Source organism: Thermanaerothrix daxensis (assembly GCF_001306145.1).
GTDB lineage: Bacteria > Chloroflexota > Anaerolineae > Anaerolineales > Anaerolineaceae > Thermanaerothrix > Thermanaerothrix daxensis.
Window position 1 is genome coordinate 484,425 of the sequence record NZ_LGKO01000002.1, and the last position, 21,591, is coordinate 506,015.

Here is a 21,591-nt window from a genome sequence, read left to right on the forward strand (position 1 = left end):
CTCAGATATGGGTACAAAAATCCTAGTGGTGGATGATGAACAGCGCTACCGTCATCTTCTGCGCGTCAATCTGGAGTCTGAGGGTTATGAGGTGTATGTCGCGCGGGATGGCATGGAGGCCATTGAGCAGGTGGCGAGCAAACAACCTGACCTGGTCATTATGGATGTCATGATGCCAGGCATGGATGGATTCACAACTTGTGAGCGCATCCGCCAGTTTTCGGATGTGCCGATAATTATTCTGACGGCACGTGGGGAGGAACAGGACCGCGTCAAAGGGTTAAATGTGGGGGCGGATGACTACGTGGTGAAGCCCTTTTCGGCGATGGAGTTAGTTGCGCGGGTGCGTGCGGTCTTGCGCCGGGCAAAGACCTCCCAACAGGGCGTGAGCAAACGCTATTTTGTGCACGGAGACCTTAAGATTGACCTGGCCCGGGCGGAGGTGTGGAAAGGGGATCGTCCGATATTTCTTTCGGCGACCGAGTACCGGCTGTTGATCCATTTTGCTCAGCATGCCGGGGTTGTGCTCAGTGCGGAAGAACTACTGGCCGCAGTGTGGGGTGATTCCTATCGGGAGGACAAGGAAATCCTATGGGTCAGTATTGCGCGTTTGCGTCAAAAACTGGAAGATGATCCGCATAACCCCCAGCATATTATTACCCGCCCGGGGCTGGGTTATCTGATGCCGGCTGAAGAAGCGGGTGCCTCGGGGTAAAATAGGGAGCAATGGCATGGTGACCCAATTTGATGAGAAGGGCAAGTTTTTTACCCGCGTTATCACCAAACGCCCGGTGAGCGTGGTTATTCAGACGCCAACGCACCGTATTTGCGGGCAGGTGCATGTCCGTCCAGATGAGCGTCTTAAGGATGAACTGGATCAAACCAGTGCGTTTCTGGCAGTTACCGAAGCCACTGTTTATGACGTAACGGGTAGCGAAGTGCTCCTGCATACCCATTTCCTGGCTGTGCAGGCTCAGCAGATTGTGTGGATTACTCCCTTAGAGGAAATAACCGAATCTCTTGCCGAGTCGAAGAGCGATTAAGTTATGGCAGTCGGTGGAAACGTGTCACCCTCCTCCTTGCATCCTGATCTGCTTCGGCTCAAAAGCCATCTGGTCAACGCCGTCGCGCGAGAGTTGGAGGGCAAAGACTATATTCAGGGGGAGCAGCGCCGGGAAGCGGTTCTCCAGGCGCTACAGCAGATTTATAACGGTTTGAGGATTAACCTGGCAACTCCGGTGCGTGAGCAACTCTTCCGAGATGTTCTGGATGAGTTGCTTGGGTTTGGGCCGCTACAACCCTTAATTGATGACCCCGAGATCAGTGAGATCATGGTCAATGGCCCGAAAAAGGTGTATATTGAGCGACAAGGTAAAATTATCAGGACCAATATCACTTTTGCCAATGACGAGCAGGTTATTCGTTTGATTGAAAAAATTGTATTGCCACTAGGCCGGCGCATTGATGCGGATAGCCCAACCGTAGATGCACGGTTGCCCGATGGTTCGCGAGTCAATGCGGTCATCCCGCCGGTAGCTATTGACGGTCCTACGATCACAATTCGTAAGTTTCAAAAGGATAAACTGACGGTAGACCAATTGATCGCCTTGGGTTCGCTGACACCGGGAATGGCCGAATTCATTCGCGCCTGCGTGGTTGCCCGTTTCAATATCATCATTTCTGGCGGGACGGGCTCTGGCAAAACCACCTTGCTCAACGTGCTTTCGTCCTTCATTCCCGCAGATGAGCGGATCATAACCATTGAGGATGCTGCCGAATTAAAACTGCAGCAAGAACATGTGGTGCGTTTGGAGACCAAGCCCCCCGATTCTGAGGGAAAGGGGGCCATTACCGTGCGCGATTTGGTGCGCAACGCTCTGCGCATGCGCCCCGACCGGATTGTGGTGGGCGAAGTGCGTGGAGGTGAGGCATTGGACATGCTGCAAGCGATGAATACCGGGCATGACGGTTCCCTGACGACGCTACATGCAAATTCTCCTCGCGATGCCATCTCACGCCTGGAAACGATGTGTTTAATGGCTGGAATGGATTTGCCGATCCGAGTGATCCGCCAGCAAATTGCCTCGGCCATTGATTTGATCATCCATCAATCCCGATTGAAAGATGGAAGCCGAAAAGTCACTTCGATTACCGAGGTGGTGGGGATGGAGGGTGACACGGTGGTGATGAACGAGATCTTTCGTTTTGAGCAGACCGGCATCAATGCGGATGGGCGTGTGTTGGGAGAGATCAAACCCACCGGCATTCGCCCGATGTTCACGCCACGCCTGGAAGCGGCAGGTTTTAAATTAGGCCCTGAAGTATTTGGGGCAAACCTGAGTGAGATGCTCTCGAGTCGCAGGCGGTAGCAGATGAGGATGCGGTCCTGGAGGAGCCATGAATACGCTTTTTGAACAGAGAACACGTCTGCGTACAAAGAAATTGGGCTTGCTCTTAAAAGATGCCCGCTTGGCGCGGCATCGTTCAACGAGTTCGTGTGCCCAGGCAATGGGATGTTCGGTGGAAGAATATGAGGCCATGGAGGCTGGGCAACAGGCACCCTCGTTGCCCCAATTAGAAGCACTGGCCTACTATCTGGATGTACCGTTGGAGCATTTCTGGGAAAGCCGGGCCCTTTCTGAAACAGAACCTCCGATGCCGCTTGAGAATGTGCAGACCCTTTTAGGGTTGCGCCAGCGCATGATCGGCACTCATCTGCGCTTGGCCCGCCAGCAGCGCAACTTAACCCAAAGCGAATTAGCGCGTCGGGTTGGGCTGGATGAGAGCACGCTTGAACAGTACGAGACGGGGATGCGCCCAATTCCCTTGCCTGAGTTGGAATTGCTTGCCAATGCCCTGGATCTGCGATTGGAAGATCTCTTTGATCAGCGCGGGCCGGTAGGCGAGTGGCGCTTGCGTCATCAGGCGATACAGCAATTCCTGGAGTTGCCGGAAGAACTGCAGGCGTTTATTCGCAAGCCGGTTAATCGTCCTTACCTCGAACTGGCCATGCGCCTGAGCGAACTTTCGGCGGATAAATTACGAGCGGTGGCGGAGTCTTTGTTGGAAATCACCTATTGATTGAGGTGAACCGATATGGCAGCAACAACCGATCCTGTGCGCTGGGAAAAAGAAGCTCAAACCGCCTATGCCCAGGGGGCATATGAGGCCGCCGCTCAGGCATTTGAGAATGCGGCGTTGGCTTATGAGGAGAGCGGAGAGACACTAAAAGCGGCTGAAATGCGTAACAATGCCAGTGTGGCCTGGTTGCAGGCCGAACATCCTGAGGCGGCTTTGCGCTGCGTGGAAGGCACGCCGGAACTCTTTGCACGGGCCGGCGATGAGCGGCGGCAGGCGCTGGCGCTAGGAAACCAGGCTGCTGCGCTGGAGGCTTTGGGGCAGGCAGAGACGGCTTTGAATCTCTACCGTCAGGCTGCAGATGGTTTGAAAGCAGTGGGGGAGATGGAGAATTATGCGTTGGTCATGCGGCGGATCTCCGCATTGCAGGTACAAACTGGGCGGCGGGTAGATGCACTGCTCAGCATGCAGGCAGCACTGGAACACCAGCCCCGTTTATCTCCACGGGAACGAGTGTTAAAATCGCTTATTGGTACGGTTCAGCGTCTTATGGGTATCAAGTAGATGAGCAGCCTAAACCCCGGTTCAGCCATGATCATTGAGCATCAACTCCGCCAGGCTATCCCAGAAGATTTGGCACGTTTGCGACAACTGCTTCGGGATGGAAAGTATGTCCACCGTCATCTGGATTGGCGTTCCCCTCTGGATTGGTTGGGGTACCAGCCGTTTTGGTTGCTGCTGAGCGGTGAGCGGGTGGAAGCCGCTCTGGCCTGTCCGCCTGATCCTCCGGGAGTAGCCTGGGTGCGCCTCTTCGCCTGCTCAGAGCAAGAACGCCCAAGTGATGCGTGGCATGCGCTTTTCCCGCATGTGTTGGATGGGCTGGGGCATACTGGCGTGGTAGCGGCGATTGCCTTGCGCCCCTGGTTTGCCAATCTGCTGGAGCATGAGCATTTCACTCTGCATCAACGTGTTGTCACCCTGTGGCGCAGTCTGGATCTACCACCCGGTGAATTCCTGGCATCAGGCCGAGCAGGGGAATTGATCCGTCCGATGCAGTTGGATGATCTGGAGGCTGTGGAGCAGGTAGATGCCAGAGCATTTGGGTGGCTCTGGCACAATAGTAGAGGGGATATTCACCGTTCATGGCAACAAGCCGCCTACGCTAGTGTGGCGGTGGTTGGCAGTGAAATTGTGGGCTTTCAATTCAGCACGCTGAGCCCCACCAATGCTCATCTGGCCCGCCTGGCGGTTCACCCTTCCTGGCAACAGCGGGGCATTGGGTGGGCTTTGCTCAACGACGTTATTCGCTATTTCCGCGCTCATCGCGTTTCACAACTGACCGTCAATACCCAACACGATAATCATGCCTCACTTGCCCTTTACCGAAAGGCGGGCTTCCGTTTGACTGGTGAGGACTATCTGGTTTACCTGTATACCCATTAATGTCGTCTCTAAGGAGGTCTTAATGTCAACATCCCAGAATCCTTCAAAGTCTCCAAAAAGCAAGAAAATTTCCTATCGTGAATTACAGCAGCAACGCCAGCGCCGCAAACGGATTACGTTGGCGGTTCTGATTGCTTTGGCGGCCATCGCTGTGGTTGTCGTCCTGATCTTGAGCAACCGCCCAGTGGAGTTTACGCGCCCAGAGCCACTCCCTCGCTCATTGGTGAGCGGCAATTCCGTGGGTGATCCCAATGCCCCTGTCAAGGTGGAAGAGTTTTCGGATTTTCGTTGTGTGCATTGTGCGGCTTTCTGGCGCGAGTCGGAGCCACGCTTGATTAAAGATTACGTGGCTACCGGGAAGGTTTACTTTACATACACGCCCTTCTCGTTTATCAGTGATGAATCCTTCCTGGCGGCTGAGGCGGCTTATTGTGCAATGGATCAGGGCAAGTTCTGGGAGTTTCATGACTACATCTTTGCTAATTACGACTTGCCCATCACCCAGAAATTACTGCGGGCCTTTGCTCAGGATTTGAAACTTGACCTGAATCAGTATGATAATTGTATGGCCAGCGGAAAATATCGGCAGAAAACCCAGGAAGATGGCCAGTATGCGCGCAGCAAAGGTGTGACGGGCACGCCAACTTTTGATGTCAACGGCACACTGGTAGGGCAAACAGATCTTTTTGCCACGATTGACAAGGCGCTGGCTGGGAGCACACAGCCCTGAAGACTGGTTGATGAGCCACCTTAGTACAGACCGAAGCGGCTCATCAACCATACCAACGGGGGAGCGACAAAGAGGGCGGGGAGCAGGTTACCTGCCCGGATGGGGCGAATTTCCAGCAGTGAGCCGATGGCAATTGCCATCAAAATGACCCCGCCAGTGGCGTTCATTTCGGTCATCATCGGAGCACTGATGATCTGCTGTATTTGAGCAGCCAATAGTGTCAGACTGCCCTGGTAAACCAGAATCACCAGGGAGGAGAAAAGAACGCCCACGCCCAGACTAGAAGCAAATGCCAGGGAGGCAAACCCATCCAGCACCGACTTAATGGCCAGGGTCTGATAATTGCCGCTCAAACCATCTTGAATTGAGCCCAAAATCGTCATAGGACCTACACAAAACACCAGCGAGGCCGTCAAAAAACCGCGCACAAAGCGCTGGCTTCCGGCGGGGCTTTCCTGACGTGCAAAACGGCTTTCCAGCCACCGACCCAGGCCTTGCAAGCCATCTTCTACTCGCCACCATTCTCCCAATAGGGCCCCAATTAAAACGCTCCCAAGCGCTACCAGGGAGTTTTGGGTGGTAAGGAACATTTTTAACGCGTAGGCCAGGGTAAATAATCCCAGGCCAGCCACAACGGTCTGGCGCAGGCGTTCAGGCAGCCGCCCACCCAGCCAAAGTCCGAGCGATCCACCAATCAGTACAGTGGCCACATTAAGCAGTGTTCCGACACCTACCATAATTTTCCCTCACAAGGTCTTACGTGGTTTTAGCCAGTGTGGGTTTATCCAGCCCGCTTGCCTGATAGGCATACAATTCCAGAACGAAGCAGAGCGAAGAAAGGCGGTTGAGATAACGCAGTAGTGCGTCGTTTTCCAGAGCCTTTTGGTGAAACAAAGCGGCTACGCGTCGTTCGGCCCGACGAATGATCGTTCGGGCCAGGGATAGGGCGGCCCCGGCCGGTGTATCACCGGGGAGGATGAACTCTCCGGGCAGAGTTATATGCTGGCCGAATGCATCGGTTCGTGCCTCGAGCCAGGCGACCGAAGCCGAATTAATCTGACGAAAACGAGCGGCGTTTTCAGGGGTGGCTGCCACTTCAGCCATGAGCAGATAAAGATCGCGCTGAATCTGTAAGATAGTTTGTTTGATATCCTCATTTTGAAGAAGACTACGGGCCAACCCCAAAGCGGCAGTGGCCTCGTCCAGCGTGCCCAAGGCTTCAATGCGGGCTTCCTCCTTGGGGACACGTCCCTCACCAAGGAGACCGGTGAATCCATCGTCGCCGTTGCGGGTATAAAAAGTCATTGGGCGCTCCTCTGTTATTATGTATTAGGGCAGAACGTAAAGGAACCAAAAGGTTTCTGGGGGAAAGGCCACCTGGATCTCTGCTTCCCACAGGAATCCGTTCAAGGGGCGCGCTGAGCGCAGGCGCTGATCCAGCGCTGCCAGAGCCTCGGTGTAAGGAGTGGCATTTGCCGGTACCTCACCAAAGAGGAAGTGTAGGATGGCACGGTGTCGTACCTGGTAGGCCCAGGTGGATGGTGAAAGGTTAGTCGGAGCTTCCAGAATCTCCTCCACGGCATGTTTCCACAGGTTCAAGCGGCTTGGAATTTCCTGAGTGGCTTTCTTTTGCCAATTTGCCCGCCAGCGTTCGCGTACCTGTTGAATCTCCCGAGTGAGGTTGGATAAAGTGACCTGTTGGGCTTCCGGCCAGGGAAACGCCTTCAGGCGGGCCTGGGTCAGGAGCAAATTACCCAATGTCAGGCGGGTAAGGTCCTCGGGAATGGGGTAGCCCGTACGCAGGTTAAGGGGCCAGAAAAGCACGGGGGATAGCAAATAATCCTCAAGTTCGGGGACAGCGGCTTGTAAAAAGACCCAATCTTTTTCCAAAGCGTTCACATTAGCCTCACGAGAAAACATCCATATTTACGACAACCCGTCGGGCGCATAGGCCGACGGGTTGCCCATTTTACGAAAGGATACGAAAGTTAGGGTGCGGCAGGAGTTGGTGTGGCATCGGTGCGTTGTAGGCGCGCGGTCAAAAGATGCCACTCCAGGATGGTGGCAAACCGGTCTGCGGTATCAAAGAGGGGGCCAATGCGCACACCCTGGATTAGCCGACTTACACCGTAATTATAAACCGGATAGAAAAGCGGTAGGGCGGGTAGTTCCTCGGCAAAGATGACCTGAAAGTTGCGATAGAGCCGCGTGCGCTCGGCAATATCTGGGGTAATGCGGGCTTTCTCCAGATATTCACTGGCTAGTTTGTGGTCCCATTGGGTGTAGTTCTGTCCACCCGTTGCCTGTACTTGGTCCCAGAACGGATAGGGGTCAGGATCGGGTGAACGGGAGAGATTCAGGTCCACCAGGGCCGCCTGGTAGGCGCGGTCGGCCAAACGTTGTTGCACCAGGACATCGTACGGTACCGCTTCGATTTGAACGGCAATGTTGAGTTTTGACCAATCTGCCTGGATGGCTTCGGCCAGAGCGCGGTGTTGGGGGGTATCGGGGTAAAGGAGGGTGAAACGCAATGCTAGCCCGTCTTTGTTGGTGCGGATGGGTTCCCCTTCGGCTGGTAAGGTGTACCCGGCTTCTCGGAGGAGGTTCTGGGCTTCATCTAGGTTGTAATCCATGTGGGGGGTCCCTTCGTAGTATGCCCAGGTGCCGGGAAAGATGGGACCATCTGCCAGGATGGCTTGGCCTTGGAGGAGGCGGTCCACCAGGTATTGGCGATTAATCGCTGCATAAAGGGCGCGACGGACAGTAGCATCCTGGAAGAAGGGCACGTCCGGATTTTTGAGGTTGAATAAAATCAGGCTGAGTTCAGGACGGCGCGCTGTGTAGAGGGCCAAATTGGGTTCGGCCAGGGCCTCGGGCAACACATCCGCAGTAATCTGGCTGATACCTTGCACCTGCCCATCCCGAAACGCCTGCAGGGCCGAACCCGAATCGGGGTAGTATCGGAAGATAATCTGCTCAATGTAGGGTGGGTGAATGTAGTAATCTGGGTTGGCGTTTAACACAACGCCTGTAATTTGCCCGTTTTCTACAATCAGGCGGTCAAAACGGTAAGGCCCGGTGCCCACGGGTCGGAGATTGAAATCGGCGTTTACTATCTCATCGAAGGTTTTACCTTCAAGGAGATGTTTGGGCACTACTCCAAATGTCAGATAATCCAGGAAGGGAGCGAAAGGTTCGGGTAAACGGAACTGGATGGCCGTATCGCTGAGCGCTTTAACCTCAACGGCTTTCCAAAATTCTTGTAAATCGGTTGGGATGGCGGAGCCCCCTTCGCGAAGTTTTTCAATAGTGAATACCACATCCGCGCTGGTCAATGGCTTCCCATCATGCCACTTGATATTAGAGCGCAGTGTGAAATTGTAAACAGTGCCATCCTGCGAAATTCCCCAAGATTCGGCTAAATCGGCTTGGGGGAGGCCGCGCTCATCAAAGCGCAGCAGGGCACTATAAAGCAAACGATCCACATCGCGATCAGCCGGGTTATAGAAATCCAAGAGGGGGTTAAGGCGTTTGAACTGGCCGATGAGTGCCTCTGTGTAGGCCCCTCCACGGCGTGGCTCGGGTGTCTGAAAGATTGAGGATGGAGTGGGACGTTCGCTCAGTAGCAGAATACCGACCACCAGGCCGGTGAGAAAGATAATGAGAAGTTGCCAGCGAAAATTTTTCATGGGCATACAAAAGCAAGCAGGGGCACTTCCCGTCTAGCGGGTGGTTTGCCCCCGAATTTTAATTTCTGGGTTCTATCCTTTGCGGGCACGGTAGCCGGATATTTACCGCAAAGCAATGGTCAGGATGGTAAGGATGAAAAAGATGACGCTCAGGGCAATGGTAATGTTAAAGAGCGTTTTTTCAAGGCCACGGCGCGCGCTGAAAACCTGCGTGCTGTCGGCCCCGGTCAGTCCACCCAGGCCTACCCCTTTGTTTTGCAGGATAACGCTAGCGGTCAGTGCAAGCGAGATTATAATCAATGCGATGTCAAGGTAAGTGGTCACGTTTTCCTCCTTTTGGAAGCAACGCCAGGATTATAACGTCTAAATTCGGGAATCGTCAACCGCCATGGAAGAAGTGGTCATAAATCTCCATATGCACACGCGTTATTCGGATGGAAGTGGGTTGCATCGAGATATTGTCGAGGCTGCGGCGCGAGCCGGCCTGGACGGGGTCATAGTCACTGATCATAATGTGTGGGTACAAGGGCTGGAAGGATATCGGGAAGCCCATGGTCGGCGCATCTTATTACTGGTGGGCGAAGAGATTCACGACCGCATGCGTAATCCCCAGAAAAATCATTTGCTGGTGATTGGGGCTAATCGTGAACTAGCACCGTTGGCAGACTCTCCTCAGAAGGTGATTGATGTAGCGCGCCAGGCGGGTGCACTCACGTTTATCGCCCACCCGGTGGATCCCGCTTTGCCCCTGTTTGGTGAGGAGGATATTTCATGGGAAGATTGGAAGGTGTATGGGTTTACCGGATTGGAACTCTGGAATGGGTTTAGCGAACTAAAAAACGTCATTCGTTCACGCCTTCAGGCTTTCTTCTTTGCATTCTTTCCCCAGTTTGTTGCTCACGCACCGTTGCCAGCCGCCTTGCGACGGTGGGATGCCCTGCTCCGTGGGGGCGCCCCAGTGGTCGCTGTGGGGGGCTCTGATGCGCATGCTCTGAATTTGCGCGCTGGTCCTCTTCGCAGGACGGTTTTCCCCTATGAGTTTCACTTTCGCGCCATTAATACCCACCTTTTGCTCCCTGAGGGGTTGAGCGGGGAATTCATGGCCGACAGGCAGCAGGTACTGGCGGCGCTCCGCGCGGGTCATTGCTTTATCGGATACGATTTACCTGCTCCTACCCGGGGCTTTCGCTTTACTGCGCAGGGGCGTAATCGTACGGTCATCATGGGAGATTCTCTGGAGGTTAATGGCGGTGTGACGCTTCAGATTCGTTTGCCCCGACCTGCGGAATGTCGTCTGATTAAAGATGGGCAGGTGATCAAAATATGGAGGCGGCAGGAAGTCTGTGCCTGGATCACTCAAGAGCCGGGGGTCTATCGGGTAGAGTGCTATTTGCCATACCTGGGGCAGCAAAGAGGGTGGATTTTCAGCAATCCGATTTATTTGAAGGCCGCGCAGGGGTAAAAAGAATGGCTGCAACCAATAACGTGATTCGGTTGCTCAAATCTCGTAAGATCCCCTTTGAGGCGTATGAACTGCCTCCCCAGAAATTAGGGGCTTTAGAAACAGCACGTCGTTTAGGGGTTCCACCCGAGCGGGTTTTCAAGACCATTGTGGTAGTGCGAGAGCAGGGTGGCAAACCCATTCTGGCGGTTGTTCCAGGGACCTGTGCAGTGGATTTGAAAGCCCTGGCAACTTACCTGGGTGAGAAAAAACTACGCCTGCCCACACAACGCGAAGCAGAGCAGTTAACCGGCTTGCAGGCCGGTGGCATTTCTGCACTGGCGCTACTCAACCGGGGCTTTCAGGTCGTTGTGGATGAAAGTGCTTTGCATGAGCCCATGTTTCATGTTTCGGGAGGACAGCGCGGTCTTAATATTCGCTTGCCCGTGCAGGCTTTCCTAGCGCTTACAAATGCGCGTACGGCTGCCATTGGCAGACCCCTGGCCGAAGGCGAGGACACGGAAGCCGATACTGACTTTTAGCCCTTGATCACCGCCACAGGGCGCAAGCGGGCTACTTTGCGCGCAATTCCCGCGCCGGCGACTGTCTCCACTACCTCATCTACGTCCTTATATGCCTGGGGGGCTTCTTCGGCCAGGCCCGACATTGATCCTGCGCGCACATGGATACCACGCCGTTCTAATTCATCCCGCAGCCGTTCGCCGCGAATTTCTTTTTTGGCCTTATGACGGCTGAGCACCCTTCCTGCCCCATGGCAGGTGGAACCCCATGAGCGTTGCATGCTGGTCTCAGTGCCGATGAGCACCCAGGAGGCTGTACCCATACTGCCGGGAACCAGAACTGGCTGACCCAGGGGGCGGTACTCTTCCGGCAATTCGGTGAACCCGGGTCCAAAGGCGCGGGTGGCTCCTTTGCGATGTACACAAACCTTGAGCGGTTTGCCGTTAACCAAGTGGGTCTCTATCTTCCCCATGTTATGGGCGATGTCGTACACCTGGTGTAAGTGCCAGTTACGCACCTTGCCGGCGAAGACCTCTTCGAATGCACGGCGGGCGGCATGGGCGAGAAGTTGGCGATTGCAGAATGCGTAGTTGGCAGCTGCACGCATGGCGGCAAGGTAGTTGCGCCCTTCGGGTGAGTCTATAGGCGCGCAGACCAGCTCGCGATCGGGGAGACGAATGCCGTATTTCTTAACCGCGCTTTGCAGGTCTTGGACGTAATCGGTGCAGATCTGATGCCCAAAACCACGGGAACCACAATGGATCAAAAGAGCCAGATTCCCTTCCTGTAAGCCCATCGCTTGTGCGGCTTCGGGATCAAATATCTGTTCGATGAGATCTACCTCCAGGAAGTGGTTACCAGCCCCTAAGGTGCCCAGTTGGGTGCGCCCGCGTTCTTTGGCTTTGTGACTCACCCTGGTAGGATCTGCATCTTCCAGACATCCTCCTTCTTCTGTGCGGCGCAAATCCTCCTCACTGGCCAATCCGCGCTTGAGCGCCCAGCGTGCCCCCAACCGGCAGACCTGGTCCAATTCCTCATGACTCAAGCGGTATTCACCCTCAGTGCCCACGCCGCTAGGACAATAACGATTTAATGCAGTCGCCAAGTCATCCAGGTAAGGTTCGGCCTGTTCATAAGGAATTTGCGAGGCCAGCAAACGTACCCCACAGTTAATGTCGTAGCCGATAGCCCCAGGCGAGACAACGCCATCCGAGACGCGCGTGGCTGCCACCCCACCGATTGGGAACCCGTACCCCTGATGCATGTCAGGCATTACTACCACGGGGTCCACCACACCAGGCAAGGTGGCGGCATTGATCGCCTGCTCCAGGGAAAGGTCTTCCAGGGAAGCTTCCAGCAAGCGGCGGGTGACAAAGAGGCGTACTGAGGCGCGCATATCCTCCCGGTACGTTGCGGGGATTTCCCACTCGTAATCATTAATCTTGCGAATATCCTGCAGGCGAACCATACGAATACCTCCATTAGTAGTTAATCCCGGGGTGACAATGGCTGCGAGGGCGAGAGAAGGGCTGAGAGGGTGGAACTCACAGCACCGGCAGAAGAAAATTGGGCGACGGGACGAAATTGCTGGTGGTTTTTAGCGGTGAAGCCTCGCTAGACATCGAACGTGAGTGTTGTCTCAAGGCCTTGCGAGGTGGTGCGAATGCTCAGATTGTGAAAAGTGACGGCTTTAATTGCCTTATTAAGGTGATTAATGGGCCCTCCCTGTGCTTTGACGTCCAACGAATGATCCTTGATTACGCACTGGAAGGTGTCAAATGCCAGCCGCTCAGTCTCCTGCAGGTAAAGCAACTCATTTAAGAAGGCCACCAGCAGACTTTCTGCATCCTCACCATTGACGCTGATCTGGCGCTCAACACGAGGCGTTGGGGCAATTTCTACGCCTTCGAGCCGGTACATCCCCTGGGCGGCCTGGGTAAAAAGGGTAGATAAATCAGGCGCCCATACACGCAGGGCCCAATCGGCTGTGTGACGTATCTCTTCAAACCCGGACAAAGATTTTTCATTCATGAGAGGTTGCTTCTGATGGCTTCCCTATGGGCCAGACGTTGTGCCTTATAATATTATAACGTATGGGTTTTCGCCTTGAGAAACTGGAAAGCCGCTTGCGCGCCCTGGTCGAGGATTACCTGGGGCGTGTACCCTGGCGCGGGCGCGAAGAAGATTGGTCGCGACGTCTGTACGTGGCTTTGCAAACGGCTTTGTTAAACCAACCTACCGGCCGACCTCTGCCAGACCTTTGTGTAATTGAGGTGTCTCCTTCACTTTACGCGACCTGGCATCAGCAGACGGATTGGCAGGCGCCTTTGATACAGGCTCTGAAGGATGTAGCCAATGAGGTGGGGTTCACTTTCTTGGGAAATCCTCAAATTCTATTGCGCGCCTGCGCAGACCTGGGTGAGGACGAAATCCGGGTCCATTGGAAGTGGGGGGAGGAGATAATGGGCGAAACCGCGGTGTTGGACTTCAACGAGCCGAGTCATGCCCACGCGCAGCCTCCAAGACGCGCTTTCCTCATTGTGCAGGGAAAAGATGTCTTTCCACTGGAACAAAGTGTGATCAGTATCGGGCGACACAGTGATAACATGCTGGTCCTGCCCGATCTCAGGGTCTCGCGCCACCATGCCCAGATTCGTTGTGTGGGCGAGCGGTATGTTCTTTTTGATCTTAATTCTACGGGTGGTACCTACGTCAATGGTGAGCGAGTGACGCGATGGGAGTTGCAACCGGGGGATGTCATCTCACTGGCTGGTGTTTCTCTCATCTATGGTGAGGAAAACCAACCGGATGCGGCTGCCGAAACCCGTCCAATGGACAGCGAATGATCACTGGAATTCTTGTTCTCGTTTTGCGCATTCTCCTGGCCGTTGCCCTTTATGCCTTTCTAGGCTGGGCATTATGGGTTCTCTGGCGCGAGTTGAATTTGCATCTACAGCAGGTTTCTCGCGAGCAGGTGCCCCCGATTGTGTTGGAAGTGGTGTCTGAACAAGAGAGTGAAGAGCGGCGCTACCAATTTAACGAACGGGAGGTTCTGCTCGGTAGGCACCCTTCATGTCAGATTGTGCTGAATGATGAGACTGTCTCAACGCGACATGCTCGTTTACGTTATCGTGATCATCAGTGGTGGGTTGAAGATCTGCATTCAACAAACGGTACCTTTCTGAATGACGAGCGGGTGATGACCCCAACCGTTGTGGTCTCTGGGGATATAGTGCGCTGCGGTCAAGCCCTGCTGCGCATTCAAATCCAATCTCAGGAGTGAAACCATGAGCGAAAAACCCATTCTCGGTGTCATAGGTGGCTCGGGGTTGTATCGGTTTGGTGCCCTGAAGGACGTGGAAACCCTGGAGGTTGATACGCCTTTTGGCCCGCCCAGTTCACCGATTGTGTTGGGGACGTTGGAGGGAAAGCGGATTGCCTTCCTGGCGCGGCATGGTCTGGGACATTTCATCCTCCCCAGCGAAGTCAACTATCGGGCTAACATCTACGCGCTGAAACAGCTGGGAGTGGAATACGTCGTTGGGGTGAGTGCGTGCGGTTCACTTCGCGATGACTACCGCCCAGGTCATTTTGTGGTTCCGGATCAACTTTTTGATTTCACCCGTTCCCGCCAGCGCTCGTTTTTCGGTGAGGGGTTAGTTGCCCACATTGGGGTTGCCGACCCGTTTTGTCCCAACCTCTCTGGCCTGCTCTATCGCGCTGCCACCAGTAGCGGGGCTACAGTCCACCATGGGGGGACGTTTATCACCATTGAAGGGCCGCGCTTTTCTACTCGGGCTGAATCCAACCTCTATCGAGCCTGGGGCATGTCCATCATCGGGATGACGACTTGCCCAGAGGCGTTTCTGGCGCGCGAAGCCGAATTATGCTATGCAGTGCTGGCCCATGTGACCGACTACGATGTCTGGCATACCAGTGAGGAGCCGGTCAGTGTAGAGATGGTCATTCGCACACTGAGCGAGAATGTTCAGGCAGCGCAGGAGGTCATTCGCCACCTGGTAGGATTGCTGGATGGCGTGCGCACCTGCGAGTGCCCTCAGGCACTTTCCAAAGCCCTGATCACAGCGCCGGAGCGCATTCCTCCGGAGACGCGACGCAAGTTAAGCCTGTTGGTGGATAAGTATCTTCCTTCGTGAAGCGTTTTTTGGGTGCTCATTCCCTTCCTAATACTATCAAGGAAAGCCGCTTGCTATATCTGGCGGCGGCTTTCCTTTTCTTCTACGCGCTGATCCTGACTCTGGCACCAGCGGTGCGGGTGCATTCTTTCGAGACGACACTCAACTGGCAGCACTGGGTGGGGGTTGGGGTATGGGCTGTGGGGGTAGTGTGGGTGCGTCGCACCCTCCAGGTGTGGCTTGGGGAGCATGATCCCTATTTTTTGCCAGTAGCGGCGTTATTGAGCGGCTGGGGTTTGCTGACCATATGGCGGTTGGATACGGTGTTGGGGTGGCGGCAGACGTTCTGGCTGGGGCTGGGATGGTTGATTCTAGGCCTGGGAGCACGTTGGCCAGAGGTGTTGTTGTGGCTGCGGCGCTATAAATACCTGTGGCTAGTACTGGGATTGTTGCTGGTGGCACTGACGCTCTTCTTTGGCACCTATCCAGGAGGCGAGGGACCGGGATTGTGGTTGGGCTGTTGTGGCCTTTACTTTCAACCCGCTGAACCGCTTAAGATCCTTTTACTGATCTACTTGGCTGCATACCTGGCCGAACGTATTCCCTTCTCGCTTAGCCTGGCATCTTTGATTGCACCCACTCTGGTTGTTATCGGGGTGACAATTGCATTACTGGTAATCCAACGGGATTTGGGCACTGCCTCTTTACTCTTTATGCTCTACGCTCTGGTGCTTTACCTGGCTACAGGGCGGCGCAGAGTGTTGCTTTTGACTGCGGGCGGTTTACTGCTAGCGGCCTGGATCGGGAATACTATGTTCATCCTGATCCACCAGCGCCTTCTGGCCTGGTGGCAACCCTGGTCACAGGCGGATGGGGTGGGGTATCAAATCATCCAATCCCTGATTGCCATTGCCGAAGGGGGCCTCTTTGGAACGGGGCCCGGCCTGGGTAGTCCGGGTTTGGTGCCGGTTGCCCACTCCGACTTCATTACCGTGGCGATTGCGGAAGAAACTGGCCTGGTGGGGCTAGGGGGGCTTCTGGGATTGGTTGGCGTGCTGTTTCTTCGCAGTATGATTGTGGCGATTCGCGCCCCTAATCTGTATCGGCGTCTGCTGGCTGCCGGTCTGGGGATTTATCTGGGTGGACAATCGGTATTAATCATTGGAGGGAACTTGCGTTTGTTCCCATTAACCGGGGTAACACTGCCTTTTGTCTCTTACGGTGGCTCCTCGCTGGTGGTTTCGTTTGCGGCTCTTCTGCTTTTACTTCGGATGAGCGCTTCGGAGGAGACCCCCCCCGTCTCTTTAGCAAATGAAGCGCCTTTCCAGGTGCTGGGAGGGGGGTTCTTAGCCGTTCTGGCTTTGCTGGCTGGGTTGGGAGGATGGTGGGGGATTGTTCGGAGCGAGGCATTGCGCAGCCGCCCTGACAATTTACGTTGGGTAGTGGCCGAACGGTTTGTGCAGCGCGGGCGTCTGCTCGACCGTCAGGAGCAGGTGCTGGTTCAAAGTGAGGGGAGGCCGGGGAGTTACCGTCGGGTTACCCTCTACCCGCCCCTGGCATCCACGCTGGGTTTTATCCATCCCCGGTTTGGCAAGGCCGGTTTGGAGGCTGGGCTGGATAGTTATCTGCGTGGATTAGCGGGACAGCCCGCATGGGAGATTCTTCTGGCTCGCCTGCTCTTCGCACAGCCTCCGCAGGGTCTGGATGTGCGCCTGACGCTGAGTCTAGATATCCAGCGTGTGGCAGATGCAGCCATGGAAGGGGAGCAGGGGGCGCTGATTTTGCTCAATGCCCAGAATGGGGAAATTCTAGCGATGGCCTCGCAGCCAACTTTTGATCCTAATCGCCTGGATGAGGCGTGGGAGGAGTGGAAGACCGATCCACATTCTCCATTGCTTAATCGGGTAACTCAGGGACAATACCCACCCGGGACGGCACTCACGCCTTTTCTATGGGCTACTCAGTCCATGCCGACGGAACAGTGGGGGCATTTCCCTCAGAGTCTGGTTTTGCAGACTGCTGGCGGGCGGCTACCTTGTGCCAATGTCCCTTCCTTGCCGATAACCTGGGAAAGCGCGGCTCAGGCGGGATGCCCCTGGGTGACTGTAGCGCTGGCCCAGAATCTTGGGAAAGAGCGCCTGGAAGCCCTTTGGCCGGCGTTGGGGTTTGGAACCCTGGTTAATCTGCCCTTGCCCATGGGGGGCATCGCCGTACCCCCACCCGAGGCAAGCCTGGAAACTCTGCTTACCGGAGAAAGCACGTGGTATCTTTCGCCCCTGCAAATGGCACAGGCAATAGCCATTTTGCAGCAGGGGCAGCGTCCTGATATCCACCTGGTCAATGCCATTAGAGTCCCTGTTCAGGGTTGGGTTGTTTTGTCAGTTGATCCTCCAGCAGAGGTTGAGATCGCAGGGCGCACGCCAGACCGCCTGGCGGATTGGGCACGCGGTGATTTACCCATCTGGATGGCGTTTGGGCGGGGGCAGAACGGCCAAAAGACGGTCTTGTGGGTTTTGGCTGGTACGGTACCCGATTGGCAAGGTTCCCCTTTGGTGTTAGTGCTCGCGCTAGAGTCCGGAACGGCTGAGCAGGGAGAGCAGATCGCGCGCGCGGTACTGCAGGCAGCCTTGCGCTAAGGAACGCTCAGGGTTGCCCATTGGCGTCCTTTGCGCGGTACTGTGGGAAGATGGTGGATTGTCGCGCGGACTTGAGCAGGACCATCGATTTGAAGAACGCCGAAGGAGGGTGATTGATCAGGCTGCACTCCCGAACTGGCGGAGCCGGGGTTTAAGAACAAGCGACCCTGGTGCCATTCCACAGCGGGCCGATGGGTGTGCCCGAAAATTACCACCTGGGCTTCTGGAGCGAGATCAAGTACGCGTTGGCGGTAACGTTCGAGTTGATAGCCGTTGAGGAGATACTGCCATTTGTCCAGAAGGTAGGCTGGCCATGAACCGTGACCATGCAACAGGGCAATTCTTACTCCCCCTAGAATGAAATCCCGCTTCCAGGGCAGGGAGCCCCGAAATGCCCAATCCCGATTTCCCCGCACAGCCACGACGGGCGCAAGGGTTGCCAGTCTGTTTAGCACATCGGGGACACAGATGTCGCCAGCATGTAAGATGAGATCGGGGGTATGACTCTCCAATGCGGATAGAAGCATGGGGTGGAGGCGCTCAAAGCGATCGGGTACGTGTGTGTCAGCCAACACGACCACACTGAGCGGCACACGGTGAGTAAATTCTTCGGGGGGTGACCACGCAAAAGAGGGGGTGGATGACATAAGGAAAGCAGGGCGAAGGTGTTAGGCCATCTCTACTTTGTGGTGTGCCAGGATTTCCTGGAGCGTATTCAGCACGGTCTTGGGATCCCTGAAGAGAATGGCATGGATCCCCAGGGCCCGTGCGGCTTCTACATTGGGCAGTAAATCATCCACGAAAATGGCTTCTTGCGGCTTGACCTCCAGGCGGCTCAGAATGTGGTGGAAGATGCCCGCTTCCGGCTTACGCATACCCACTTCCGCCGAGAAAATGACCACATCGAAAACATCCAGAAAGTCATAACGTTGAAGGACCACATGGCGGGTATTCGACCAGGCGTTACTTAGCAGAGCGGTTTTGAGACGGGGGCGCAAGGAGCGTAGGAAGGCAATCAAATGGGTGTCCAGGCGGTCACCTGCCCAAAATTGATCTTGAAATTGCTGGCAGGCTGAGGGGGGAAGTCCCAGATGAGCACAGACCCAAGCCCAATGCGCTTCTTCGGGAATCTGGCCGCGTTCAGCCAAGATAGAGGATTCACTACTGAAAACCAGGTGTTCGAGTTCCCTGAGTGTTACCCCCAATTGGGCCGCCAATCTGGCACGTGGCGTAAGGTCTTCGGTGCGAAGTAACACCCCCCCCATATCAAAGATCACGGCTTTAATCACTTTGAGCCCTCCTGCGGGAATGTGATTCAAAGTATAACACGAACGCCTTGGGTTGATCCGAAAAACGGCACCGAGGGTACCCTCAGTGCCGTTCGAAGTGGGTGGTAAATACTTTTAGCCATTGCGGTGCAACTTTCCGGTGCGCTTGGCATAATACTCGGCTTGCTGGAAGATCCACAGCCCCAGGGGAATAAGGAAAGCTCCCATGAGGAGCGCTGGCCAGATTTGCGGCCAAAGCATGGGCACCGAAGCCCCTTCCAGGACCGCCATCCGTGCGCCACGCAGGACGTAGGTAGCGGGGCTATAAACTGCTAGCATCCGCAAGAAACCGGGGAGCACCTCTACCGGGTAGTACACGCCGGAGATCAGCAGCATCAGAGCGATGAACACATGGGTCATTTGCGAACCGCGTTCAGGGAAAAGCAACGGGAGCACAGAGGCCATCACGCCGATACCCACGAAAGAGACGCTGCCTGCCAGAAGCATCACCGTGGCGCTAAACAGGTTGGCGTGGCTCAGGTCAATATCAAAGACCAGTGAGATTACCACGAGGATGACGCCAGTGAAGATCAGGCTGTAGACCAGCGAGAAGGCGGTTTGACCGGCCATGTGAGTGAGGCGCCGAATGGGAGCCATCAGGGTGTATTCAATGGTGCCTTCCCAGCGCTCGATGCTGATCAGGTCGGTGATCCAGTAGAAAATGGTGGAAAGGAAGCGCCACACCAGTGTGCCGATGAGCAAGTAAAGCACAAGGTATTGGGTGTTAACAGACGCTGCGCCGCCGATACGTTCCATTCCCAGACCGATGAACGAGACGGCCATGCTGTCGGTAATGGAGTACACCAGCCAGACCAGTTCCCAGGACCAGTAACGCTTAATCAGGTTGAAGTTGCGCTCCACAAATGCAAAAGAAGCACGCATTTGGTAACTCAATGTACTCATAACGATTCGTCCTCCTCTTCTTCGGGGTTGCGAAGTTGTTTACCGGTCAACTCCAGGAAGACCTCTTCAAGGGTGGGTTGGCGTTCCGTGGTACCACGGACCCGATTTTTCAACCCTTCGGGTGTATCCAGGGCTACCACCCGTCCACTGTCCATGATGGCAATGCGATCGCACAGGGTCTCGGCCTCAATCATGTCATGGGTGGTGAGCAATATGGTTGTGCCGTGAACCTCGCGCAGTTCGCGCACTACGGCCTGCACCTCTCGTTTGGAACGCGGATCCAGCCCTGTGGTCGGCTCATCCAGCAGGAGCAGGCGTGGGCGGGAGAGCAGAGCGCGGGCAATAGCGACCTTTTGCTGCATGCCGCGCGACATCTCCTCCATGGGGTGATAGATATCGCGCTCTTTAAGCCCCAACCGCAAGAGAATCTCAACCACTTGCTTGCGGGTCTGTTTAGCCGAAAGGCCGTACAGGCGCGCCCCGTACATGAGGTTTTCCATGGGGGAGAGTTTCTTGAAGAACGAAGCCTCCACGCTTACCCGGTTGATCAACTGCTGCACCTGTAAGGGTTGACGCACGACATCGTAGCCGAAGACACTGATTTTGCCCTTATCCGGGAGCAAGAGGGTGGCAATCAGGCGAATGAGGGTGGACTTTCCACCGCCATTGGGTCCAAGGATGCCGAAAATCTCCCCTTCTTCGACTGTGAAAGAAACGTGATCAACTGCCACGATGATTTGGACAGAGCCTTGCGGCGAATGGGCGGTGTGCTTTCCATTGCCGTTATTCGAGCGCGGGTTGAAAAGCGCTTTCCAGAATGGTCCCTCGTTTTTGCCAAATTGTTTATATACATCATTGACAACAACCGCGTACGACATAAATCAAACCTCCATGACGTGGAATTACTTTGGCACACGTGAGGAATCTCAGGAAAAGAGGAGCACCTGTGCCAGGTTGTGAGCAGGAACATACCACTCAATGTGGGCATGTCGGCGTTGAAAGGCTTGCCAGTCCTCAAGGAGTGCTGTTCTGTCCCGGAAAAAGCGCGGATTGGCGACCAGGATGCGCTGGATGAAACCGCGAGCCAGATCCTGTTTCATTTGAGTGTAAGCGGGTGGCAACTCGGTTTGCCGAGGGGTGACATCCACATACACAACGGCCAGGTGGTTGACCGGCCAGGCGCGCAAGATCAGACACAGGCCCACCATGAGCGCTTGTTTGGCTTCCCGGCTGTAAGGTTGGCGAGGGTGCAATGTGCCGCTTACGTAGAGCCCAACTCCCTCGGGGAGAGGAAAGCGTGGATCGGCAAAATAATCAATGCGGAATGTATTCAGTTGGGTCAAGATTTCAAACATCGCGCATGCCTCCAAAAAAGAATCGGCCACCTGGGAACTCCCGTGGCCGTGGGGCACAATAGCGTGTTTAAAGAATTCGGCCACGGGATCGGAGTGCACCCGTGGCCGTTGCTGACGCGCTAACCGAATTCTATCCGCAAACAGGCGCACTCCGAGAAGGTGCGGCAACCCCGCCGCTGCTCTCGCGCAGGGCGGTGGTGCTGAGGGTGATGCTCGTGAACTCTACCATCTCTGAGTGCGTCCTTTCCTTGAAACTGATTATAATCCAGTCTATCCGCCTTGTTTTGTTCTGTCAAGGAGTTCGCGGCTCTTTTAGAATTTTTTAAGGTT

Annotated in this window: 25 protein-coding genes; 13 read left to right on the top strand and 12 right to left on the bottom strand. The window is 55.1% G+C overall.

Annotated elements, in window-relative coordinates; translation table 11 throughout:
- The first annotated feature begins 7 nt into the window (after positions 1-7).
- The 7 genes from SE15_RS02330 to SE15_RS02360 are packed head-to-tail and all read left to right on the top strand — an operon-like array spanning position 8 to position 5,251.
- A complete protein-coding gene (locus SE15_RS02330; protein ID WP_054520489.1) occupies positions 8-715 on the top strand; it encodes a response regulator transcription factor in 708 nt (235 codons plus the stop codon).
- A 16-nt stretch (positions 716-731) separates the two neighbouring features.
- Positions 732-1,043: a DUF6812 domain-containing protein gene (locus SE15_RS02335; RefSeq protein ID WP_054520490.1), complete on the top strand. Its 312-nt coding sequence runs from the start codon at positions 732-734 to the stop codon at positions 1,041-1,043.
- Between the two features lie 3 nt (positions 1,044-1,046).
- Positions 1,047-2,369, top strand: coding sequence for a CpaF family protein (locus SE15_RS02340; protein WP_054520491.1), 1,323 nt, complete (start codon positions 1,047-1,049; stop codon positions 2,367-2,369).
- Between the two features lie 28 nt (positions 2,370-2,397).
- Positions 2,398-3,081: a helix-turn-helix transcriptional regulator gene (locus tag SE15_RS02345; RefSeq protein ID WP_054520492.1), complete on the top strand. Its 684-nt coding sequence runs from the start codon at positions 2,398-2,400 to the stop codon at positions 3,079-3,081.
- A gap of 15 nt (positions 3,082-3,096) precedes the next feature.
- Complete coding sequence (locus SE15_RS02350) at positions 3,097-3,642, top strand: tetratricopeptide repeat protein (protein ID WP_054520493.1); 546 nt, start codon at positions 3,097-3,099, stop codon at positions 3,640-3,642.
- Positions 3,643-4,521, top strand: a complete 879-nt coding sequence (locus tag SE15_RS02355) for a GNAT family N-acetyltransferase (RefSeq protein ID WP_083461645.1) — start codon at positions 3,643-3,645, stop codon at positions 4,519-4,521. It abuts the gene before it with no gap.
- 22 nt (positions 4,522-4,543) lie between these two features.
- Positions 4,544-5,251 (top strand): DsbA family protein, encoded by a 708-nt coding sequence (locus SE15_RS02360; RefSeq protein ID WP_054520495.1) that lies wholly within the window; start codon positions 4,544-4,546, stop codon positions 5,249-5,251.
- A 20-nt stretch (positions 5,252-5,271) separates the two neighbouring features.
- Here SE15_RS02360 and SE15_RS02365 read toward each other — a convergent pair whose 3' ends face one another.
- The 5 genes from SE15_RS02365 to secG form a co-directional block, all read right to left on the bottom strand.
- The gene (locus SE15_RS02365) at positions 5,272-5,988 is read right to left on the bottom strand and encodes a DUF554 domain-containing protein (RefSeq protein ID WP_054520496.1); all 717 of its coding nucleotides are present in this window, start codon (positions 5,986-5,988) and stop codon (positions 5,272-5,274) included.
- Positions 5,989-6,007: 19 nt separating this feature from the next.
- Positions 6,008-6,556: a cob(I)yrinic acid a,c-diamide adenosyltransferase gene (locus SE15_RS02370; protein WP_054520497.1), complete on the bottom strand. Its 549-nt coding sequence runs from the start codon at positions 6,554-6,556 to the stop codon at positions 6,008-6,010.
- Between the two features lie 24 nt (positions 6,557-6,580).
- Positions 6,581-7,150: a hypothetical protein gene (locus tag SE15_RS02375; RefSeq protein ID WP_054520498.1), complete on the bottom strand. Its 570-nt coding sequence runs from the start codon at positions 7,148-7,150 to the stop codon at positions 6,581-6,583.
- Positions 7,151-7,239: 89 nt separating this feature from the next.
- The gene (locus SE15_RS02380; protein ID WP_054520499.1) at positions 7,240-8,946 is read right to left on the bottom strand and encodes an ABC transporter substrate-binding protein; all 1,707 of its coding nucleotides are present in this window, start codon (positions 8,944-8,946) and stop codon (positions 7,240-7,242) included.
- A 96-nt stretch (positions 8,947-9,042) separates the two neighbouring features.
- The gene (gene secG / locus SE15_RS02385) at positions 9,043-9,264 is read right to left on the bottom strand and encodes a preprotein translocase subunit SecG (protein ID WP_054520500.1); all 222 of its coding nucleotides are present in this window, start codon (positions 9,262-9,264) and stop codon (positions 9,043-9,045) included.
- A 91-nt stretch (positions 9,265-9,355) separates the two neighbouring features.
- Between secG and SE15_RS02390 the strand changes: the two genes are divergently transcribed.
- Both SE15_RS02390 and SE15_RS02395 read left to right on the top strand, forming a co-directional pair.
- On the top strand, positions 9,356-10,402 hold the full coding sequence (locus SE15_RS02390) for a CehA/McbA family metallohydrolase (RefSeq protein ID WP_236689969.1): 1,047 nt from the start codon (positions 9,356-9,358) through the stop codon (positions 10,400-10,402).
- A 5-nt stretch (positions 10,403-10,407) separates the two neighbouring features.
- Entirely contained in the window at positions 10,408-10,923 is a 516-nt protein-coding gene (locus SE15_RS02395) for a YbaK/EbsC family protein (RefSeq protein WP_054520502.1), read from the top strand.
- Here SE15_RS02395 and SE15_RS02400 read toward each other — a convergent pair.
- Together SE15_RS02400 and SE15_RS02405 are read right to left on the bottom strand one after the other, a co-directional pair.
- Positions 10,920-12,371, bottom strand: coding sequence for an RtcB family protein (locus SE15_RS02400; protein WP_054520503.1), 1,452 nt, complete (start codon positions 12,369-12,371; stop codon positions 10,920-10,922). The genes SE15_RS02395 and SE15_RS02400 overlap by 4 nt on opposite strands.
- Before the next feature lie 146 nt (positions 12,372-12,517).
- Positions 12,518-12,934: an archease gene (locus tag SE15_RS02405; RefSeq protein WP_054520504.1), complete on the bottom strand. Its 417-nt coding sequence runs from the start codon at positions 12,932-12,934 to the stop codon at positions 12,518-12,520.
- Between the two features lie 62 nt (positions 12,935-12,996).
- On the opposite strand from SE15_RS02405, the gene SE15_RS02410 reads away from it, so the two are divergent.
- From SE15_RS02410 to SE15_RS02425, 4 genes are read left to right on the top strand one after another with little or no spacing between them, the layout of a single operon-like run.
- On the top strand, positions 12,997-13,749 hold the full coding sequence (locus tag SE15_RS02410; protein ID WP_054520505.1) for an FHA domain-containing protein: 753 nt from the start codon (positions 12,997-12,999) through the stop codon (positions 13,747-13,749).
- Complete coding sequence (locus SE15_RS02415; RefSeq protein WP_054520506.1) at positions 13,746-14,186, top strand: FHA domain-containing protein; 441 nt, start codon at positions 13,746-13,748, stop codon at positions 14,184-14,186. The genes SE15_RS02410 and SE15_RS02415 overlap by 4 nt, the downstream gene beginning before the upstream one ends.
- Positions 14,187-14,190: 4 nt before the next feature.
- A complete protein-coding gene (gene mtnP, locus SE15_RS02420; RefSeq protein ID WP_054520507.1) occupies positions 14,191-15,060 on the top strand; it encodes an S-methyl-5'-thioadenosine phosphorylase in 870 nt (289 codons plus the stop codon).
- Positions 15,057-17,675, top strand: coding sequence for an FtsW/RodA/SpoVE family cell cycle protein (locus tag SE15_RS02425; RefSeq protein ID WP_054520508.1), 2,619 nt, complete (start codon positions 15,057-15,059; stop codon positions 17,673-17,675). The genes mtnP and SE15_RS02425 overlap by 4 nt, the downstream gene beginning before the upstream one ends.
- Here the strand turns inward: SE15_RS02425 and SE15_RS02430 are convergent.
- The 5 genes from SE15_RS02430 to SE15_RS02450 all read right to left on the bottom strand — a co-directional run bounded on the left by SE15_RS02430 (position 17,672) and on the right by SE15_RS02450 (position 21,261).
- Entirely contained in the window at positions 17,672-18,322 is a 651-nt protein-coding gene (locus SE15_RS02430; RefSeq protein ID WP_054520509.1) for a metallophosphoesterase family protein, read from the bottom strand. The genes SE15_RS02425 and SE15_RS02430 overlap by 4 nt on opposite strands.
- A 21-nt stretch (positions 18,323-18,343) precedes the next feature.
- Positions 18,344-18,964 (bottom strand): HAD family hydrolase, encoded by a 621-nt coding sequence (locus SE15_RS02435; protein ID WP_054520510.1) that lies wholly within the window; start codon positions 18,962-18,964, stop codon positions 18,344-18,346.
- Between the two features lie 114 nt (positions 18,965-19,078).
- Positions 19,079-19,906, bottom strand: coding sequence for an ABC transporter permease (locus SE15_RS02440; protein WP_054520511.1), 828 nt, complete (start codon positions 19,904-19,906; stop codon positions 19,079-19,081).
- Positions 19,903-20,784, bottom strand: a complete 882-nt coding sequence (locus tag SE15_RS02445; RefSeq protein WP_054520512.1) for an ABC transporter ATP-binding protein — start codon at positions 20,782-20,784, stop codon at positions 19,903-19,905. The genes SE15_RS02440 and SE15_RS02445 overlap by 4 nt, the downstream gene beginning before the upstream one ends.
- 48 nt (positions 20,785-20,832) lie before the next feature.
- Complete coding sequence (locus tag SE15_RS02450; RefSeq protein WP_054520513.1) at positions 20,833-21,261, bottom strand: hypothetical protein; 429 nt, start codon at positions 21,259-21,261, stop codon at positions 20,833-20,835.
- Positions 21,262-21,591: the final 330 nt, after the last annotated feature.

Coding starts and splice junctions, on each gene's coding strand:
- SE15_RS02330 (WP_054520489.1), top strand. CDS start 8: ATGGGTACAAAAATCCTAGTGGTGGATGATGAACAGCGCTACCGTCAT.
- SE15_RS02335 (WP_054520490.1), top strand. CDS start 732: ATGGTGACCCAATTTGATGAGAAGGGCAAGTTTTTTACCCGCGTTATC.
- SE15_RS02340 (WP_054520491.1), top strand. CDS start 1,047: ATGGCAGTCGGTGGAAACGTGTCACCCTCCTCCTTGCATCCTGATCTG.
- SE15_RS02345 (WP_054520492.1), top strand. CDS start 2,398: ATGAATACGCTTTTTGAACAGAGAACACGTCTGCGTACAAAGAAATTG.
- SE15_RS02350 (WP_054520493.1), top strand. CDS start 3,097: ATGGCAGCAACAACCGATCCTGTGCGCTGGGAAAAAGAAGCTCAAACC.
- SE15_RS02355 (WP_083461645.1), top strand. CDS start 3,643: ATGAGCAGCCTAAACCCCGGTTCAGCCATGATCATTGAGCATCAACTC.
- SE15_RS02360 (WP_054520495.1), top strand. CDS start 4,544: ATGTCAACATCCCAGAATCCTTCAAAGTCTCCAAAAAGCAAGAAAATT.
- SE15_RS02365 (WP_054520496.1), bottom strand. CDS start 5,988: ATGGTAGGTGTCGGAACACTGCTTAATGTGGCCACTGTACTGATTGGT.
- SE15_RS02370 (WP_054520497.1), bottom strand. CDS start 6,556: ATGACTTTTTATACCCGCAACGGCGACGATGGATTCACCGGTCTCCTT.
- SE15_RS02380 (WP_054520499.1), bottom strand. CDS start 8,946: ATGCCCATGAAAAATTTTCGCTGGCAACTTCTCATTATCTTTCTCACC.
- SE15_RS02390 (WP_236689969.1), top strand. CDS start 9,356: ATGCACACGCGTTATTCGGATGGAAGTGGGTTGCATCGAGATATTGTC.
- SE15_RS02395 (WP_054520502.1), top strand. CDS start 10,408: ATGGCTGCAACCAATAACGTGATTCGGTTGCTCAAATCTCGTAAGATC.
- SE15_RS02400 (WP_054520503.1), bottom strand. CDS start 12,371: ATGGTTCGCCTGCAGGATATTCGCAAGATTAATGATTACGAGTGGGAA.
- SE15_RS02405 (WP_054520504.1), bottom strand. CDS start 12,934: ATGAATGAAAAATCTTTGTCCGGGTTTGAAGAGATACGTCACACAGCC.
- SE15_RS02410 (WP_054520505.1), top strand. CDS start 12,997: ATGGGTTTTCGCCTTGAGAAACTGGAAAGCCGCTTGCGCGCCCTGGTC.
- SE15_RS02415 (WP_054520506.1), top strand. CDS start 13,746: ATGATCACTGGAATTCTTGTTCTCGTTTTGCGCATTCTCCTGGCCGTT.
- mtnP (WP_054520507.1), top strand. CDS start 14,191: ATGAGCGAAAAACCCATTCTCGGTGTCATAGGTGGCTCGGGGTTGTAT.
- SE15_RS02430 (WP_054520509.1), bottom strand. CDS start 18,322: ATGTCATCCACCCCCTCTTTTGCGTGGTCACCCCCCGAAGAATTTACT.
- SE15_RS02440 (WP_054520511.1), bottom strand. CDS start 19,906: ATGAGTACATTGAGTTACCAAATGCGTGCTTCTTTTGCATTTGTGGAG.
- SE15_RS02445 (WP_054520512.1), bottom strand. CDS start 20,784: ATGTCGTACGCGGTTGTTGTCAATGATGTATATAAACAATTTGGCAAA.
- SE15_RS02450 (WP_054520513.1), bottom strand. CDS start 21,261: ATGTTTGAAATCTTGACCCAACTGAATACATTCCGCATTGATTATTTT.